15 protein-coding genes are annotated in these 15,763 nt (G+C 71.6%); 3 read left to right on the top strand and 12 right to left on the bottom strand.

The annotated features are described in order from the left end of the window. Positions 1-87 precede the first annotated feature (87 nt). The 5 genes from BLW57_RS22045 to BLW57_RS22025 all read right to left on the bottom strand — a co-directional run bounded on the left by BLW57_RS22045 (position 88) and on the right by BLW57_RS22025 (position 5,769). Positions 88-1,797, bottom strand: a complete 1,710-nt coding sequence (locus BLW57_RS22045; RefSeq protein ID WP_093476750.1) for a bifunctional uroporphyrinogen-III C-methyltransferase/uroporphyrinogen-III synthase — start codon at positions 1,795-1,797, stop codon at positions 88-90. After that, positions 1,794-2,753, bottom strand: coding sequence for a hydroxymethylbilane synthase (gene hemC / locus BLW57_RS22040; RefSeq protein WP_093476748.1), 960 nt, complete (start codon positions 2,751-2,753; stop codon positions 1,794-1,796). The genes BLW57_RS22045 and hemC overlap by 4 nt, the downstream gene beginning before the upstream one ends. After that, positions 2,750-4,435 carry a glutamyl-tRNA reductase gene (locus BLW57_RS22035; protein WP_093476747.1) on the bottom strand — a complete coding sequence of 562 codons (1,686 nt, stop codon included), beginning with the start codon at positions 4,433-4,435 and terminating at the stop codon, positions 2,750-2,752. The genes hemC and BLW57_RS22035 overlap by 4 nt, the downstream gene beginning before the upstream one ends. Continuing rightward, a complete protein-coding gene (locus BLW57_RS22030; protein WP_093476745.1) occupies positions 4,432-5,208 on the bottom strand; it encodes a redox-sensing transcriptional repressor Rex in 777 nt (258 codons plus the stop codon). Before BLW57_RS22030 ends, BLW57_RS22035 begins: the two co-directional genes overlap by 4 nt. 279 nt (positions 5,209-5,487) lie before the next feature. Beyond that, positions 5,488-5,769: a glutaredoxin family protein gene (locus BLW57_RS22025; protein WP_093476744.1), complete on the bottom strand. Its 282-nt coding sequence runs from the start codon at positions 5,767-5,769 to the stop codon at positions 5,488-5,490. Between the two features lie 128 nt (positions 5,770-5,897). Between BLW57_RS22025 and BLW57_RS22020 the strand changes: the two genes are divergently transcribed. The 3 genes from BLW57_RS22020 to BLW57_RS22010 all read left to right on the top strand — a co-directional run bounded on the left by BLW57_RS22020 (position 5,898) and on the right by BLW57_RS22010 (position 9,424). Then, positions 5,898-6,827: an HAD family hydrolase gene (locus BLW57_RS22020; RefSeq protein WP_093476742.1), complete on the top strand. Its 930-nt coding sequence runs from the start codon at positions 5,898-5,900 to the stop codon at positions 6,825-6,827. Between the two features lie 336 nt (positions 6,828-7,163). Continuing rightward, complete coding sequence (locus BLW57_RS22015; RefSeq protein ID WP_093476741.1) at positions 7,164-7,943, top strand: ECF subfamily RNA polymerase sigma factor, BldN family; 780 nt, start codon at positions 7,164-7,166, stop codon at positions 7,941-7,943. 245 nt (positions 7,944-8,188) lie between these two features. Then, positions 8,189-9,424 (top strand): DUF5667 domain-containing protein, encoded by a 1,236-nt coding sequence (locus BLW57_RS22010; RefSeq protein WP_093476739.1) that lies wholly within the window; start codon positions 8,189-8,191, stop codon positions 9,422-9,424. Positions 9,425-9,517: 93 nt separating this feature from the next. Here BLW57_RS22010 and BLW57_RS22005 read toward each other — a convergent pair whose 3' ends face one another. From BLW57_RS22005 to BLW57_RS21975, 7 genes are all read right to left on the bottom strand, one after another. Next, positions 9,518-10,603, bottom strand: a complete 1,086-nt coding sequence (locus BLW57_RS22005) for a lysophospholipid acyltransferase family protein (protein ID WP_093476738.1) — start codon at positions 10,601-10,603, stop codon at positions 9,518-9,520. Between the two features lie 14 nt (positions 10,604-10,617). Further along, positions 10,618-11,679 (bottom strand): NAD-dependent epimerase/dehydratase family protein, encoded by a 1,062-nt coding sequence (locus BLW57_RS22000; RefSeq protein ID WP_093476736.1) that lies wholly within the window; start codon positions 11,677-11,679, stop codon positions 10,618-10,620. 220 nt (positions 11,680-11,899) lie between these two features. Further along, positions 11,900-11,998 carry a 30S ribosomal protein bS22 gene (locus tag BLW57_RS21995; protein WP_003948845.1) on the bottom strand — a complete coding sequence of 33 codons (99 nt, stop codon included), beginning with the start codon at positions 11,996-11,998 and terminating at the stop codon, positions 11,900-11,902. Positions 11,999-12,130: 132 nt separating this feature from the next. After that, a complete protein-coding gene (locus tag BLW57_RS21990) occupies positions 12,131-12,343 on the bottom strand; it encodes a helix-turn-helix domain-containing protein (RefSeq protein ID WP_046417307.1) in 213 nt (70 codons plus the stop codon). A 129-nt stretch (positions 12,344-12,472) separates the two neighbouring features. Next, on the bottom strand, positions 12,473-13,306 hold the full coding sequence (locus tag BLW57_RS21985) for a phosphatase (RefSeq protein ID WP_093476734.1): 834 nt from the start codon (positions 13,304-13,306) through the stop codon (positions 12,473-12,475). 86 nt (positions 13,307-13,392) lie between these two features. Beyond that, positions 13,393-14,565, bottom strand: a complete 1,173-nt coding sequence (locus tag BLW57_RS21980; RefSeq protein ID WP_093476733.1) for an acetoin utilization protein AcuC — start codon at positions 14,563-14,565, stop codon at positions 13,393-13,395. After that, the gene (locus tag BLW57_RS21975; RefSeq protein WP_093476731.1) at positions 14,516-15,733 is read right to left on the bottom strand and encodes an MFS transporter; all 1,218 of its coding nucleotides are present in this window, start codon (positions 15,731-15,733) and stop codon (positions 14,516-14,518) included. The genes BLW57_RS21980 and BLW57_RS21975 overlap by 50 nt, the downstream gene beginning before the upstream one ends. Positions 15,734-15,763: the final 30 nt, after the last annotated feature.

Genomic DNA, 15,763 nt, shown 5'->3' with positions numbered 1-15,763 from the left:
GCCGGGGGCGGACGGCGAAAGGCGGGACGCGCCTTCACGACACGTCCCGCCTCCTCATCGCCTCAGGGCCTCACGGCCGCCCGGCGCTCACGTCGTCGACCGGCGCCTGCGCGCTCCCGGCCGTCGCTCGCTGGGCCGGGTGACGGGGTCGCCCGCCTCCAGCGCGGCCGCCCGGCGCTTCCTGCCGAAGTCGGCCAGCGCCTCCGCCAGCTTGTGCACCGACGGCTCGGGAGCCATCACGTCGACCCGCAGGCCGTGCTCCTCGGCGGTCTTGGCGGTGGCCGGGCCGATGCAGGCGATCACCGTCACGTTGTGCGGCTTGCCCGCGATGCCGACCAGGTTCCGGACCGTGGACGAGGACGTGAAGAGGACCGCGTCGAAGCCGCCGCCCTTGATCGCCTCGCGGGTGTCCGCCGGCGGCGGCGACGCGCGGACCGTCCGGTAGGCGGTCACGTCGTCGACCTCCCAGCCCAGCTCGATCAGGCCGGCCACCAGGGTCTCGGTGGCGATGTCGGCACGCGGCAGGAAGACACGGTCGATCGGGTCGAACACCGGGTCGTACGGCGGCCAGTCCTCCAGCAGACCCGCGGCGGACTGCTCCCCGCTCGGCACCAGGTCCGGCTTGACGCCGAAGGCGATCAGCGCCTTCGCCGTCTGCTCACCGACCGCAGCCACCTTGATACCCGCAAAAGCCCGAGCGTCAAGGCCGTACTCCTCGAACTTCTCCCGGACCGCCTTCACCGCGTTGACCGACGTGAAGGCGATCCACTCGTAGCGCCCCGTGACCAGGCCCTTGACCGCCCGCTCCATCTGCTGGGGCGTGCGCGGCGGCTCCACCGCGATCGTGGGGACCTCGTGCGGCACGGCGCCGTAGGACCGCAGCTGGTCGGAGAGCGAGGCCGCCTGTTCCTTCGTGCGCGGCACGAGCACCTTCCAGCCGAACAGCGGCTTGGACTCGAACCACGACAGCTGGTCGCGCTGGGCGGCGGCGGAACGCTCGCCGACCACGGCTATCACCGGCCGGCCGCCGTCCGGCGACGGCAGCACCTTCGCCTGCTTCAGCGTCTGCGCGATCGTGCCGAGCGTCGCCGTCCAGGTGCGCTGGCGGGTCGTCGTACCGGCGACCGTGACCGTCAGCGGGGTGTCCGGCTTGCGGCCCGCCGAGACCAGCTCGCCGGCCGCGGCGGCCACCGCGTCCAGCGTCGTCGAGACGACCACCGTGCCGTCCGAGGCGCCCACCTCCGTCCAGCAGCGGTCGGAGGCGGTACGGGCGTCCACGAACCGGACGTCCGCGCCCTGCGCGTCGCGCAGCGGCACACCGGCGTACGCGGGCACGCCGACCGCCGCCGCCACACCGGGCACGACCTCGAAGGGCACACCGGCGGCGACGCAGGCGAGCATTTCCTCGGCCGCGTACGTATCAAGTCCCGGGTCCCCGGACACCGCACGGACGACCCGCCTGCCGCCCCGCGCAGCCTCCATGACAAGATGAGCGGCATCCCGGGCAGGGGCCGGGGCAGCGGCGGCGGTTGACGTGCCGTCAACGACCGTGAGCTGCGGCGTGCCCGTGCCCGGCGGCGAGACCGAGGAGGGGTCGGCGTCCGTCCTCACGACGGAGACGCCCTGCCGGGCGTGCGTCCGGATGACGTCGAGCACCTCGTGCTCGGCGACCAGGACGTCCGCGTTCGACAGCGCCTCCACGGCGCGCAGAGTCAGCAGTCCCGGATCCCCGGGTCCGGCACCGAGGAAGGTGACGTGCCCGTGTTCGAGGCCGGCGGGAAGGGTGGTGGGGCTCACTGTGCTCGCTCCCCCATCAGACCGGCCGCGCCCTGGGCGAGCATCTCGGTGGCGAGTTCGCGACCGAGTGCCATCGCCTGCTCGTGCGTCTGGGGCACGGGACCGGTGGTGGACAGCTGCACCGTGCGGGTGCCGTCGGTCGTGCCGACGACGCCGCGCAGGCGCATTTCCTTGACAATCTGCCCGTCGCTCAGAAGGTCGGCCAGCGCGCCCACAGGGGCGCTGCATCCGGCCTCCAGGGCGGCGAGCAGGGACCGTTCGGCGGTCACGGCGACCCGGGTGAACGGGTCGTCGAGCTCGCCGAGCGCCGCGATCAGGTCCGCGTTGTCCGCGGCACACTCGATCGCCAGTGCCCCCTGGCCGGGGGCGGGCAAAACCGTGTCGACCGACAGGAAGTCGGTCACCTCGTCGATCCGGCCTATCCGGTTCAGTCCGGCGGCGGCCAGCACGACCGCGTCCAGTTCGCCGTCGCGGACGTACCGGATGCGCGTGTCCACGTTGCCGCGGATCGCGACCGTCTCGATGTCCAGCGCGTGGGCACGGGCGTACGCGTTCAGCTGCGCCATCCGGCGCGGCGAACCCGTGCCGACGCGGGCGCCCCGCGGCAGGTCGGTGAACTTGAGCGCGTCCCGGGCGACGATCACGTCCCGCGGGTCCTCGCGCAGCGGCACGGCGGCCAGGGCGAGTTCTTCGGGCTGGGTGGTCGGGAGGTCCTTGAGCGAATGAACCGCGAAGTCGACCTCGCCCCTGAGCAGCGCGTCACGCAGCGCCGTGACGAAGACGCCCGTGCCGCCGATCTGCGCCAGCGCCTCGCGGGAGACATCGCCGTACGTGGTGATCTCGACCAGCTCGACGGGCCGGCCGGTCACCCGGCGGACGGCCTCCGCCACCTGCCCGGACTGGGCCATGGCGAGCTTGCTGCGCCTGGTCCCCAGTCTCAGTGCCTTGTCAGTCATGCCGGTCGGTCCTTCTTGTCTGTGCTGTCCACGGCCCGGGAGACGGAGGCGACCGTCTCGGGGTCGAGGTCGAACAAGGTGCGCAGCGCGTCCGCGTACCCGGCGCCGCCGGGCTCGGCCGCGAGCTGCTTGATCCGTACGGTCGGCGCGTGCAGCAGTTTGTCGACGACGCGGTGCACGGCCTGCCGGATCTCCCCGCGCTGGCGTTCGTCCAGGTCGGGCAGGCGGCCGTCGAGCCGTGCGATCTCACCGGCGACGACGTCGGCGGCCATGGTGCGCAGTGCGACCACGGTCGGCGTGATGTGCGCCGCCCGCTGGGCCGCCCCGAAGGCCGCGACCTCGTCGGAGACGATACGCCGGACCTGGTCCACGTCGGTCGCCATCGGCGCGTCCGCGGACGCCTCGGCCAGCGACTCGATGTCGACCAGGCGCACCCCGGCCAGCCGGTGCACGGCCGCGTCGATGTCGCGGGGCATGGCCAGGTCGAGGAGGAAGAAGGAGGGCGCCGGACGCGGGATCCCCGCGGCCGGTTCGGGCTTGCGGCGCTCGGGGATGCGGCCGACGGTGGCGGCGGTCGCGGCGAGCGCGGTGATCAGCTCGGCGTCCGACTCGGGCGTACGGCGTTCCCGGCGGTCGACGGTGCCGCCGGCGACCCAGGCCGCGTGCTGCTCCAGAGTGGCCGCGTCCATGCCTGCCACGGCCGCCTCCCCCATGACGGAGAAACCGGGCTGCGCGGCGGCCAGGTCCAGCGGGCAGTTCTCGTCGGCGCCGGCGGTCAGCGGGGCCTTGCCGTGCGTGGGCGCGGGGGCCCTGTCGGCGAGCTCGGCGGCGGGCCGTCCGGTGCGGCCCTCGACCGCCTGGGCGACCGCCTCCGCCGTGAGCACCAGACCCGTCGCCCCGGTACAGGAGACGACGACGTCGGCACGTGTCAGCTCACCCGGCACCGCGTCCATGGTCACCGCACGGGCGGCCACGGCGGTGTCGTCGCCCTCGGTGAGGATCTGGGCGAGCCGCTCGGCGCGCTCGACGGTGCGGTTGGCGACGACGATCTCGGCGACCCCGGCCCGCGCGAGCGTGGCCGCGGCCAGCGACGACATCGACCCGGCACCGATGACCAGCGCCTTCTTGCCCTCGGCCCAGACACCGACGTCCGTGCCGACGGCCAGCTGCTCCAGGCCGAAGGTGACCAGGGACTGCCCGGCGCGGTCGATCCCGGTCTCGGAGTGGGCGCGCTTGCCGACCCGCAGGCCCTGCTGGAACAGGTCGTTCAGCAGCCGTCCCGCGGTGTGCAGGTCCTGCGCCCGGGCCAGGGAGTCCTTGATCTGGCCGAGGATCTGCCCCTCGCCGACGACCATCGAGTCCAGCCCGCAGGCCACCGAGAACAGATGGTGGGCGGCCCGGTCCTCGTAGTGGACGTAGAGGTAGGGGGTGAGCTCCTCCAGGCCGACGCCGCTGTGCTGCGCCAGCAGGGTGGACAGTTCGGCGACACCGGCGTGGAACTTGTCCACGTCGGCGTAGAGCTCGATGCGGTTGCAGGTGGCGAGCACCGCGGCCTCGGTGGCGGGCTCGGCGGCGACCGTGTCCTGCAGCAGCTTGGTCTGGGCGTCCGCGGTCAGCGCGGCCCGCTCCAGCACGCTGACCGGGGCACTGCGGTGGCTGAGTCCGACGACGAGAAGGCTCATGCCGGCATCACGGCGGGTACGTCCCCGTCTGGTCCCTGGTCGGTGGAGTCGTCGGCGGCCGTGCCGCGGGGAGCGGCGGCGGGCAGGGCGCCGGTCCCGGCCGCGGTCTCCTCGCCGGCCTTGCGCTGCTCGTGGAACGCGAGGATCTGCAGCTCGATGGAGAGGTCGACCTTGCGCACGTCGACCCCGTCCGGGACGGCCAGCACGGTCGGCGCGAAGTTCAGGATGGAGGTGACCCCGGCGGCCACGAGCCGGTCGCAGACCGGCTGGGCGGCACCGGCGGGGGTGGCGATGACGCCGATGGACACCCCGTTGTCCTTGATGATCTTTTCCAGCTCGTCCGTGTGCTGGACCGGGATGCCGGCGACGGGCTTCCCGGCCATGCCCGGGTCGGCGTCGATCAGCGCGGCCACCCGGAAGCCGCGGGAGGCGAACCCGCCGTAATTGGCCAGCGCGGCGCCGAGGTTGCCGATACCGACGATCACGACGGGCCAGTCCTGGGTCAGGCCGAGCTCGCGGGAGATCTGGTAGACGAGGTACTCCACGTCGTAGCCGACACCGCGCGTTCCGTAGGAACCCAGGTAGGAGAAGTCCTTGCGCAGCTTGGCGGAGTTGACCCCCGCCGCCGCGGCCAGTTCCTCGGAGGAGACCGTGGGTACCGAGCGCTCGGACAGTGCCGTCAGGGCTCGGAGGTACAGCGGAAGCCTGGCGACGGTGGCCTCGGGAATCCCTCGGCTACGGGTCGCCGGTCGGTGTGTTCGGCCAGTTGCCACGGTGCTCCTGCGGGTAGAGCGGGGCTGTGGGCGGTCATACGTCCCCGGACCGCCCCGTCGACAGCAGGCTATGTCTTTGTGAACGCGTGCACAAAGATGGTGTCCGATTTGCCCGGCAGAAGTGACCGGGGTCACGCGGCTTCCGCACCCTTGGCGGGAACCGGCGTATACACACCGAGGTTCCTTCGTTACTGGGGGCAAAACCGGACACTCTCCTCACGAATCCCGCCCCCGAGACCTAACCGCCATTGATCCTAAGCGACTTTTCGGGGATTTGTACTACTCGGTCAGTGCCCGGCGGAGTCGCTCCTCGTTCACGCGCCAGAAGGTGTGCTGTTCACCATCGATCAGTACGACCGGAATCTGCTCCCAGTACCGGTCGTGCAGCTCCCGGTCCTCGGTGATGTCCCGCTGCTCCCAGGACACGCCGAGTTCTCCGCAGACCTTGTCGAGCACGAGTTCGGCGTCGTCGCACAGATGGCAGCCGGGCTTGCGAATGAGGGTGACCAGCCGCTCACGGGGCTCGGCCTTACGTCGGAAGAGGGGACTCATACCGGCCATTCTCGCGCGCCCGGCACCGCCGTACCGGTCGTCTTCGGGCAGTTCTTTAACGGCCCGGTCGCGGAGAGTTCACACCCTTCCAACCTCTCGACTCCGGAAGCACCGAACAGACTGGCTATGCTCACGACATGGCCGCTCTCGGATGGCTCACTCCCCGTAGGCGCTCCGCCACGGCGCGGAGCGTGTTGGCAGGCGAGGCCTCGGCGGAGGCTGCCCGCAAGTCCTCGCAGGAGGCGCCGCAGTTCCCGCAGGTCGCCGAGGTGGAACCCGAGTTCCCGGTGATCGGCGACGACAGGGCGGCCGCCTTCTTCGACCTCGACAACACCGTGATGCAGGGTGCCGCGCTGTTCCACTTCGGCCGCGGCCTGTACAAGCGGAAGTTCTTCGAGACGCGCGACCTGGCCCGGTTCGCCTGGCAGCAGGCCTGGTTCCGGCTCGCCGGTGTCGAGGACCCGGAGCACATGCAGGACGCCCGCGACTCGGCACTGTCCATCGTCAAGGGCCACCGCGTCGTCGAGCTCCAGACGATCGGCGAGGAGATCTACGACGAGTACATGGCCGACCGCATCTGGCCGGGCACCCGCGCCCTCGCCCAGGCCCACCTGGACGCGGGCCAGAAGGTGTGGCTCGTCACGGCGGCCCCGGTGGAGATCGCCCAGGTCATCGCCCGCCGCCTCGGCCTGACCGGCGCGCTCGGCACGGTCGCGGAGTCCGTCGACGGCGTCTACACCGGCAAGCTGGTCGGCGAGCCGCTGCACGGTCCCGCGAAGGCGGAGGCGGTCCGCGCGCTGGCCTCGGCGGAGGGACTCGACCTCTCCCGCTGTGCGGCCTACAGCGACAGCCACAACGACATCCCCATGCTGTGCCTGGTCGGCCACCCCTACGCGATCAACCCGGACGCCAAGCTGCGCCGGCACGCACGCGAACAAGACTGGCGCCTGCGCGACTACCGGACGGGCCGCAAGGCGGCCAAGGTCGGCATCCCCGCGGCGGCCGGCGTCGGCGCGGTCGCCGGCGGCACGGCGGCGGCGATCGCCCTGAGCCGACGGCGCCGGTAGCGGCCGCACCGCCGCTCCCGCCCCCGCCCCGCCCCGCCCCGCCCCACACTCCCTCAGTTTCCGTGCCGCGCGCCCGAATTATGCCGCGGCCATTTCAAGATGCCCTGGACTTCGCCGAAACTCGCCCCTTTCCGTTCAAAAATCGATCACTCTACGGTCCTTGATGGGGCGTCAATCGGTAACAGAAGCGACGCAATCGATGATTTGAGCAACTCGGTGTAGCAGTGCCTGCACGAAGCGTTATTCTCCTCAGACGCAAACGAGACCCCATTCGTCGCTACGGCGGGTGAACGGTCCCGCACTGCACGTGATGGAAGCTCTGCCTCTGGGAGTCCCGTGTACCCACACGTCGGGGTTGACGCCTCGGGCCTGGCTACGCTCCGCGCAACGGTCGCAATGGCCAAAGAGACGATGCGCGGCTTTGTCCCGACCGCGTACGCCGTCCCCGCCTTCGCCGCCGCCGCGCCCGCCGGCCCGTGCTACGCACTGGCCGAAAGCGGCGCCGCGGTCGGCAGACGAGGGCGCCCCAGCGGCGCCGCCACCGCCCGCCGCCCGGCCGCGGACAGCGACAGCGCCCGGATGATGGACCTCGTCGAGCGCGCCCAGGCGGGCGAGGCCGAGGCCTTCGGTCGGCTGTACGACCAGTACAGCGACACGGTGTACCGGTACATCTACTACCGCGTGGGCGGCCGGGCGACCGCCGAGGACCTCACTAGCGAGACCTTTCTGCGGGCGCTCAGAAGGATCGGCACCTTCACCTGGCAGGGCCGGGACTTCGGGGCGTGGCTGGTGACGATCGCGCGCAACCTCGTCGCCGACCACTTCAAGTCCAGCCGCTTCCGCCTCGAGGTCACGACCGGCGAGATGCTGGACGCCAACGAGGTGGAGCGCTCCCCGGAGGACTCGGTCCTGGAGTCCCTGTCCAACGCCGCCCTGCTGGAAGCCGTGCGCCGGCTGAACCCGCAGCAGCAGGAGTGCGTGACCCTGCGGTTCCTCCAGGGCCTCTCGGTCGCCGAGACGGCCCGGGTCATGGGCAAGAACGAGGGCGCCATCAAGACCCTCCAGTACCGTGCCGTACGGACGCTCGCCCGGCTGCTGCCGGACGACGCACGCTGAAGCCCGCGCCCCGCACCACTCAGGGCGACGGGCAACTCACTCTGCGTGAAAGCCCGTTGCCTTTCCGAGCCGATCGTCCGGCGTCCGTAACCCAAGTGCCGCGCCAGTCGTTGTGCGGGATACAGGCTCCCTGTGGTCACGTCCTGGCCGACCCTGATCGCTCGATCGTGTGGAAGTGGTCGTGGGCGTGCAACCCTCAGGACCCCCTGGGGAGTCGACCGTCATGACGAGAGGAGGTGCCGCCAGTGATCGCGAATGTATCGGCGCACCGGCGGGCGAACGCCTTCGCCCAGGCCCTGGAGGAGCAGTCCGACCGGGACACGGCGGCCGAGCAGTCCGCAGCACCGGCGGGTTCGCCGCCGACCGCCGGGGAACCGGCCGAACAGGGCACATTGCTGGCCCTGGCGGCGGGTCTCGGCGGGCTGCCCAAGCCGCAGCTCGACCCCGAGGTCAAGGTCGTCCAGCGCGCCCAACTGGTGGCCGCGATGGAGGCCATGCTCCAGGAGGGAACCGGGGCGGCGGATGCGTCGGTACCGGAACAGCGCTCCCATAGGGCCCGGGGCGCACACCGGGCGAGCCCGCTGGGCAAACTCCGCCCGCGTTCCAGGCTGACCAAGGGGCTCGCCGCGGGCGGGCTCAGCGTCGGCGTGGCCGCCGGGGCTTTCGGCGGGGTCGCCGCCGCCAGCTCCGACGCCCTGCCCGGCGACTCGCTGTACGGCCTGAAACGCGGGATCGAGGACTTCAAGCTCAACTATCTGACCGACGGTGACGACCAGCGCGGCCAGACCTACCTCGACCAGGCCTCCACCCGGCTCAACGAGGCCCGCCGGCTGCTGGACCGCGGCCGTGGCGGTCACCTCGACCACGAGTCCATCGGGGAGATCCGCCGCACCCTGTCCGGCATGCAGCACGACGTGGCCGAGGGCCACCGCCTGCTGCACGCCGCCTACCAGGCCGACCCCGATTCGCTGGGCCCCATCCAGGCACTCTCCACCTTCTCGCGGTCCCATCGTGAGGCGTGGAGCACGCTCAGCGACAAGCTGCCCATGCAGCTCGGGGACGTCAAACAGCAGGTGTCGTCGGTCTTCGACGCCATAGACGAAGAGGTCGCCCCGCTGCAGTCCCTGCTGCCCCAGCAGCCGGCCCAACCCGGGCACGGCAAGCGGCAGGGGGGCTCCGGCCCGGCGTCCACCGGCTCCTCCGACACCCACCGGTCGACCGAGCCCAGTTCCTCGGGTGACACCCCGTCCCCGGGCAGGCACGCGAGCCCGGGCAGCCCGAGCGGCTCGGCCACGGGCAGCAGCGGCGACGGTCTGATCGGGGGCGACACGGGCGGTCTGCTCGACCCGCCGAAGATCGGCGGCGACAACAGCTCGCCGTCCGCCGGCAAGACCCCGTCGGGTCAGCCGGACATCACCATCCCGCCGCTCTTCCCGGATCTGCTCCCCGGCCTCGGCATCGACAGCGAGGACGCGGACTAGCCGTCGCGGCCGGAGCGAAGGGGGCGCCCCACCCGAGCGGGGCGCCCCCTTCGCCGTAGAGTCTGTCGTCGTGCGGGTCTGCCGTCGTACAGGTCAGAAGAAGACCGACCTGCGCTGCACCAGCAGCTTGTACAGCGTGTGCTGGATCTGCTCGCGTACCTGGTCGGTCAGGTTGAACATCAGCATCGGGTCCTCGGCGGCCTCCGGCGGATAGCCGTCCGTCGGGATCGGTTCGCCGAACTGGATCGTCCACTTGGTGGGCAGCGGGATCGCGCCCAGCGGGCCCAGCCACGGGAAGGTCGGCGTCAGCGGGAAGTACGGGAAGCCCAGCAGCCGGGCGAGCGTCTTCGCGTTGCCGATCATCGGATAGATCTCCTCCGCCCCGACGATCGAGCAGGGGATGATCGGCGCGCCCTGCCGCAGCGCCGTGGAGACGAATCCGCCCCGGCCGAACCGCTGCAGCTTGTACCGCTCGCCGAACGGCTTCCCGATGCCCTTGAAGCCCTCCGGCATCACCCCGACCAACTCGCCCTGTTCCAGCAGCCGCTCGGCGTCCTCGGAACAGGCCAGCGTGTGCCCCAGCTTGCGGGCCAGCTCGTTGACCACCGGCAGCACGAACACCAGGTCGGCCGCGAGGAGCCGCAGATGCCGGCCGGCCGGGTGGTGGTCGTGCACGGCGACCTGCATCATCAGGCCGTCCAGCGGCAGCGTCCCCGAGTGGTTGGCGACGATCAGCGCCCCGCCCTCCGCGGGGATGTTCTCGACGCCCTTCACCTCGACCCGGAAGTACTTCTCGTACAACGGCCGCAGCAGCGACATCAGGACCTGGTCGGTCAGCTCCTCGTCGTACCCGAAGTCGTCGACCTCGTACTCCCCGGTCAGCCGGCGCCGTAGGAAGGCCAGTCCGGCCGCCACACGCCGCTCAAGCCCACCGTCGTGCCCATCGGCCTCCGCCGGTTCCGGCGACTCCTCCTCGGGGCGCACAGCGCCGTCCTCCCGGGTCTGCGCCCGGCCGGGCAGGGGCTGCACCTCACCGAGCTCCCCGGCCTCCCCCACCCCGCGCACCACGGCGCTCTCGCCCTTGCGCCGGCTCCCCGTGCTCCGGCGCCGCGCCGGCCGCTGCGCGGCGCTCCCGCGGGACCGGTCGTCGTCGAACGGAATGACCTTGGCGTCCGCCATCGTTGCTGCGCTCCTCAATTGGCGCTGTGCGTCGTGGGCCGGCCGCCGGTCTGGGCGGCCAGCGCGGCGATCCGGTCGACGGCCCCCGCGAGGGCCTCCGGCGGCAGCAGCCCGGGGCCCTGGCTCCGTGCGAACTCCGCGAACGTCTCCGCCGTCGTGTACCTGGGCGTGAAACCCAGCGTCTCGCGCATCTGCACCGTGTCCACCACCCGCCCGTGGGTGAGCAGCCGGATCTGCTCGGGTGAGAAGTCCGTCATACCCAGCGTACGGACCAGGGAGCCGGCCCAGGTGACCGCGGGCAGCAGCAGCGGCACGGTGGGCCGGCCCAGCCGCCGGGAGCACTGCGAGAGCAGCAGCACACCGTCCCCGGCGATGTTGAAGGTGCCGCTGTTGAGGGTGCCCCGGCGCGGCTCGTGCGAGGCGATCCGCAGCACCTCGATGACGTCGTCCTCGTGCACGAACTGCAGCCGCGGGTCGTAGCCGAGCACGGTCGGCAGGACCGGCAGCGCGAAGTACGAGGCGAGCGGGCTGTCCGCGGCCGGGCCGAGGATGTTCGCGAACCGCAGCACGCACACGGCCACGTCCGGCCGCCGCCGCGCGAACCCGCGCACGTACCCCTCGACCTCGACGGCGTCCTTGGCGAAGCCGCCGCTGGGCAGGGACTTGGGCGGGGTCGTCTCCGTGAACACGGCCGGGTCGCGCGGCGCCGATCCGTAGACGTTCGTACTGGACTTCACCACCAGGCGCTTCACGGTCGGCGACTTCTGGCAGGCGCCGAGCAGCTGCATGGTGCCGATGACGTTGGTCTCCTTGACCGTGGCCCGGTTGCCCCCGCCCAGGGCCGTGCCCGTGACGTCCATGTGCACGACCGTGTCGGCGCCGGTCTCGGCGAGCACCCGGGCGATGGTCGGCTTACGGATGTCGGCCTGGACGAAGTCGGCGCCGCCCAGATGGTGCGCCGGCGGCACCGCGTCCACGGCGATCACCCGGTCGACCTCCGGGTCCCGCTGGATCCGCCGCACGAACCGGCCGCCCAGCTGCCGGGCCACTCCGGTGACGAGCACGACCTTCGCCAAGATCAGCGCCTTCCTTCTCCGCGTTGCCCCAGTTCCGCGTTCCCCGTGTGCGGCCAACTTAGCGGTTCGATGTTGCGCTGTGATGACCCCCCGATGCATGAGGTGACCGAAACCCCTCCATCGGAACATGCCGGGGGCCCCGCGCCGTACCTGCGGACATGACTGCGGCCTCCCACCAGCACGGGTGGGAGGCCACAGGTGTACGCCCTCGCGGCGTCGCTTACTTCTTGTTGCGACGCTGAACGCGCGTGCGCTTGAGCAGCTTGCGGTGCTTCTTCTTGGCCATCCGCTTGCGCCGCTTCTTGATAACAGAGCCCACGACTACCCTCGCTCACTTCTCATCACTCGGTTGTTTGGGCGCCATGGGCCCACACGACCTACGAGGGCCTAGCCTACCCAACCGAGCGCTGAGGTCGTAATCGAGGGGTGTTCCGGTCTCCCGGGGACACCGTCAGGCCGTTTCCACCCCCACGTAGCTGTCGCGGAGGTACTCGTGTACCGCTTGCTCCGGGACACGGAACGACCGCCCGACCCGGATCGCGGGCAGATGACCGCTGTGCACCAACCGGTACACGGTCATCTTCGACACTCGCATCACCGTGGCGACCTCCGCCACGGTCAGGAACTGAACCTCGTTCAGAGGCCTCTCGCCAGCTGCAGCCATGACACACCTGAACCTTCCGCACTCGACGGCCACCGGCTTCCCCTTCCGGTGACTCTTCGTCGTTGCGTGCTCACTCCCCAATGTAGGGGCGGGTGATGCGAGTGGGGAAGAGGTGCACCCATCGCCTGCCTACTGTGACAGACACGCTCGTTTGAGCACGTAGCGGGTGAGCGGGAGGTAGTGCTCCGAGCGCACGCCGTCGTCAACCGGAACGACGACCGACACGGATCCCTCGGCCTCTCCCACGAACGGCGCCGGATCATCGGTGTCGGCCGGCCCGATCGCCTCGAACCCCAGCTGACCTGCACCGCAGAGCCACCCGTGATCCCCCACCACGAGCTCGGGCAGCGGCCCCCCGCGCTCCGCCGCGGCCTCGAGCACGACCCGAACCGGGAGCGGCGAATGACTGTGGACGCCCGGCTCACCACCGGGGCGCTCGGCCTCCGGTTCCCGCACCAGGGCAACACCACGTAGGTAGTCGACGCGATACGTACGTAGACCGAACCGGGTCAATATGTCGACACAGCGACCCTGCGCAGGGGTGAGCACCTCACACCCCGCCGCCGAGAGCGCGTCCGCAAGGCCGGCGTAGAAACCGAGCAGCCGCTGTGGGTGCCCGGTGCCGAACAGCACGGGCGCGCCCCGCCGGGCGACCTCGCCGATCCGCTCCGCGAAGGCGTCCAGCGCGGCCAGCGTGCGCTCCGGATCGATCACGTCGGGGCCGGCCGTGTGCCGGGGGTCGGCCGAAACCCCGCACTTCTCCGCCATCAACGCGAGCAAGTCCGGCTGTTCCCACGGCCATTCCGGGTCGATTCCGATCAACAGCCGCGGATCCCGGGCCGCGAACAGCCGGTAACTGCGCAGGCTGTCCTCACGCGAGGTCCCCACGAACCCGGCCAGCCCGGCGGCCAGCAGGTGCGCGCGGAGGTCGGCAGGGGGCGACACGGTGCGATGGTGGCCCATCGGCCCGGTGGCGGGCAGCGGAACGGCGAGAAGACCGCACGGTCGGCCTAACGCCTCCCGCCTCACCACTGCCACGGAGCGCTGCGCTAGGGCAGCAGCCCCCGCAGCGGGAACGCCGCCCGGCGCGTCGCCAGCACGGCCTGGTCCAGGCGGTCGGCGGGGTCGTACCCCTCGTCCCAGGCGGCCCAACTCACCGGCCACCGGCCGTCGGTCATCCGGTGCGGTCCCGGCTGCCGGGTCCGGGCGTAGACCTGCTGCCGCCACTCGTCGGGAATCATCGTCTCCGGAGCGACGGGCCGCCCCGCGGCGATCGCCACGAGATGCGTCCAGGACCGCGGCACGACCTCGACCACCGCGTAACCGCCGCCCCCGAGCGCCACCCACTTGCCCCCGGCGTGCTCGTGCGCCAGCTCGTGACACGCCACCTGCACCGCCCGCTGCGCGTCCAGCGACACCGCGAGATGGGCCAGCGGGTCCTCGAAGTGCGTGTCGGCACCGTGCTGCGAGACCAGCACCTGCGGCCGGAACTCCGCCAGCAGTTCGGGCACCACCGCGTGGAACGCCCGCAGCCACCCCGCGTCCCCGGTGCCCGCCGGCAGCGCCACGTTCACCGCGGCGCCCTCCCCGTCCCCGGCGCCGGTCTCCTGCGGCCACCCGGTCTGCGGGAACAACGTACGGGGATGCTCGTGCAGCGAGATCGTCAGCACCCGCGGGTCCTCCCAGAACGCCGCCTGGACCCCGTCCCCGTGATGCACGTCGACGTCCACGTAGGCGACGCGCTCGGCGCCCAGCTCCAGCAGCCGGGCGATCGCCAGCGAGGCGTCGTTGTAGACGCAGAAGCCCGACGCGCCCCCGGGCATCGCGTGGTGCAGCCCGCCCGCGAAGTTCACGGCGTGGTCGGCGTCCCCCCGCCACACCGCCTCCGCGGCCCCCACCGACTGGCCGGCGATCAGCGCGGACACCTCGTGCATCCCGGCGAACGCGGGGTCGTCGACCGTGCCGAGCCCGTAGGCTCCGTCGGCACCCGCGGGATCCGCGGACGCGGCCTTCACGGCGTCGATGTAGTCCTCCCGGTGGACCAGCCGCAGCGTCGACTCGCCGGCCGGCTTCGCCGCCACGACCTCCATCTCCCGGTCGAGCCCGAAGGCACCCACCAGTTTCCGGGTCAGCTCCAGCCGGACGGGGTCCATCGGATGGTCCCTGCCGAAGTCATAGCCCGTTACTGCCTCGTCCCACATCAGCTGTGCGCGGCCGCTCATGCCCGCCACCGTATCGGTCCGGTTGAGCGGCGAACGACCTGGCGTACACCAACGTCACCAGCACCAACACCATCGGCACCAGCATGGCCGCGCGATAGCTCCAGGTGTCGCCGAGGGTCCCGACCAACGGCGAACCGATCAGGAAACCCACGTAGTTGAAGATGTTCAGCCGGGCGATCGCCGTGTCCGAAGCCCCCGGGAACATCCGCCCCGCCGCCGCGAACGTCTGCGGCACGAGCACACACAGCCCCAGACCCAGCAGGGTGAAACCGAGCATCCCGATCCACGCCCCGGGCGCCACGGCCACCACCGCGAACCCGCCGGCCGCCACCAGCGTGCCCAGCCGCACGACGGTCACGGCCCCGAGCCGCCGCACCCCGTAGTCCCCGACGGCCCGGCCGACGAGCGTGGTGATCATGTAGACGTTGTACGGCACCGTCGCCAGCTGCTCCGAGCTGCCCAGCACGTCCTTCAGGTACTTCGCGCTCCAGTTGGAGACCGTCGAGTCCCCGATGTACGCGAAGGTCATCACCAGGCACAGCGGAAGCAGCAGCTTGAACACCACACCGCCGCCGCCGGCCCGGTCGTCCGCCACGGGCGCCGGCTCCCCGTCGACGTACCACCTGCTCCCCACCAGCGCCGCCGGCAGCAGCACCGCCACCACCGGCAGGTACGACACCCAGAGCGCGAGGTGCCAGTGCGCCCCGGCCCAGGCCAGCGAGGCGCCCACGATCCCGCCCAGGCTGTAGGCGGCATGGAAGCTGAGCATGATGCTGCGCCCGTACGTCCGCTGCAGACTGACGCCGAGCATGTTCATGGAGGCGTCCAGCGCGCCCACCGCGAGCCCGAACCCGCCGAGCGCCACCGCGAGCGCGGCCACCTGCCCCTGCCCGCCGGCCCCCACCCCGAGCAGCGCCAGCAGCACCACCGGCTGCGACCAGCGCAGCAGCCGGCTGGGCCGGACCCGCTTCACCAGCTGCTCGGTGGTCACACTGCCGACACCGGCGAGGATCGGTACGGCGGCCAGGAAGGCCGGGAGCAGCGCGTCGGAAACGCCGTACCGGTCCTGGACGGCCGGGATGCGGGTCACGAGCAGGGCGAAGGCGGCGCCCTGGGCGAAGAAGCTGAACGCCAGCGAGGCCCTACCGCGCCGCAGCACATCAGTCATGGCGGCGAGCGTAGGGCCCCGGGCTACCTG

The sequence above is a fragment of the Streptomyces sp. 1222.5 genome (assembly GCF_900105245.1).
GTDB lineage: Bacteria > Actinomycetota > Actinomycetes > Streptomycetales > Streptomycetaceae > Streptomyces > Streptomyces albidocamelliae.
This window is presented reverse-complemented; position numbering and strand designations above follow the sequence as displayed.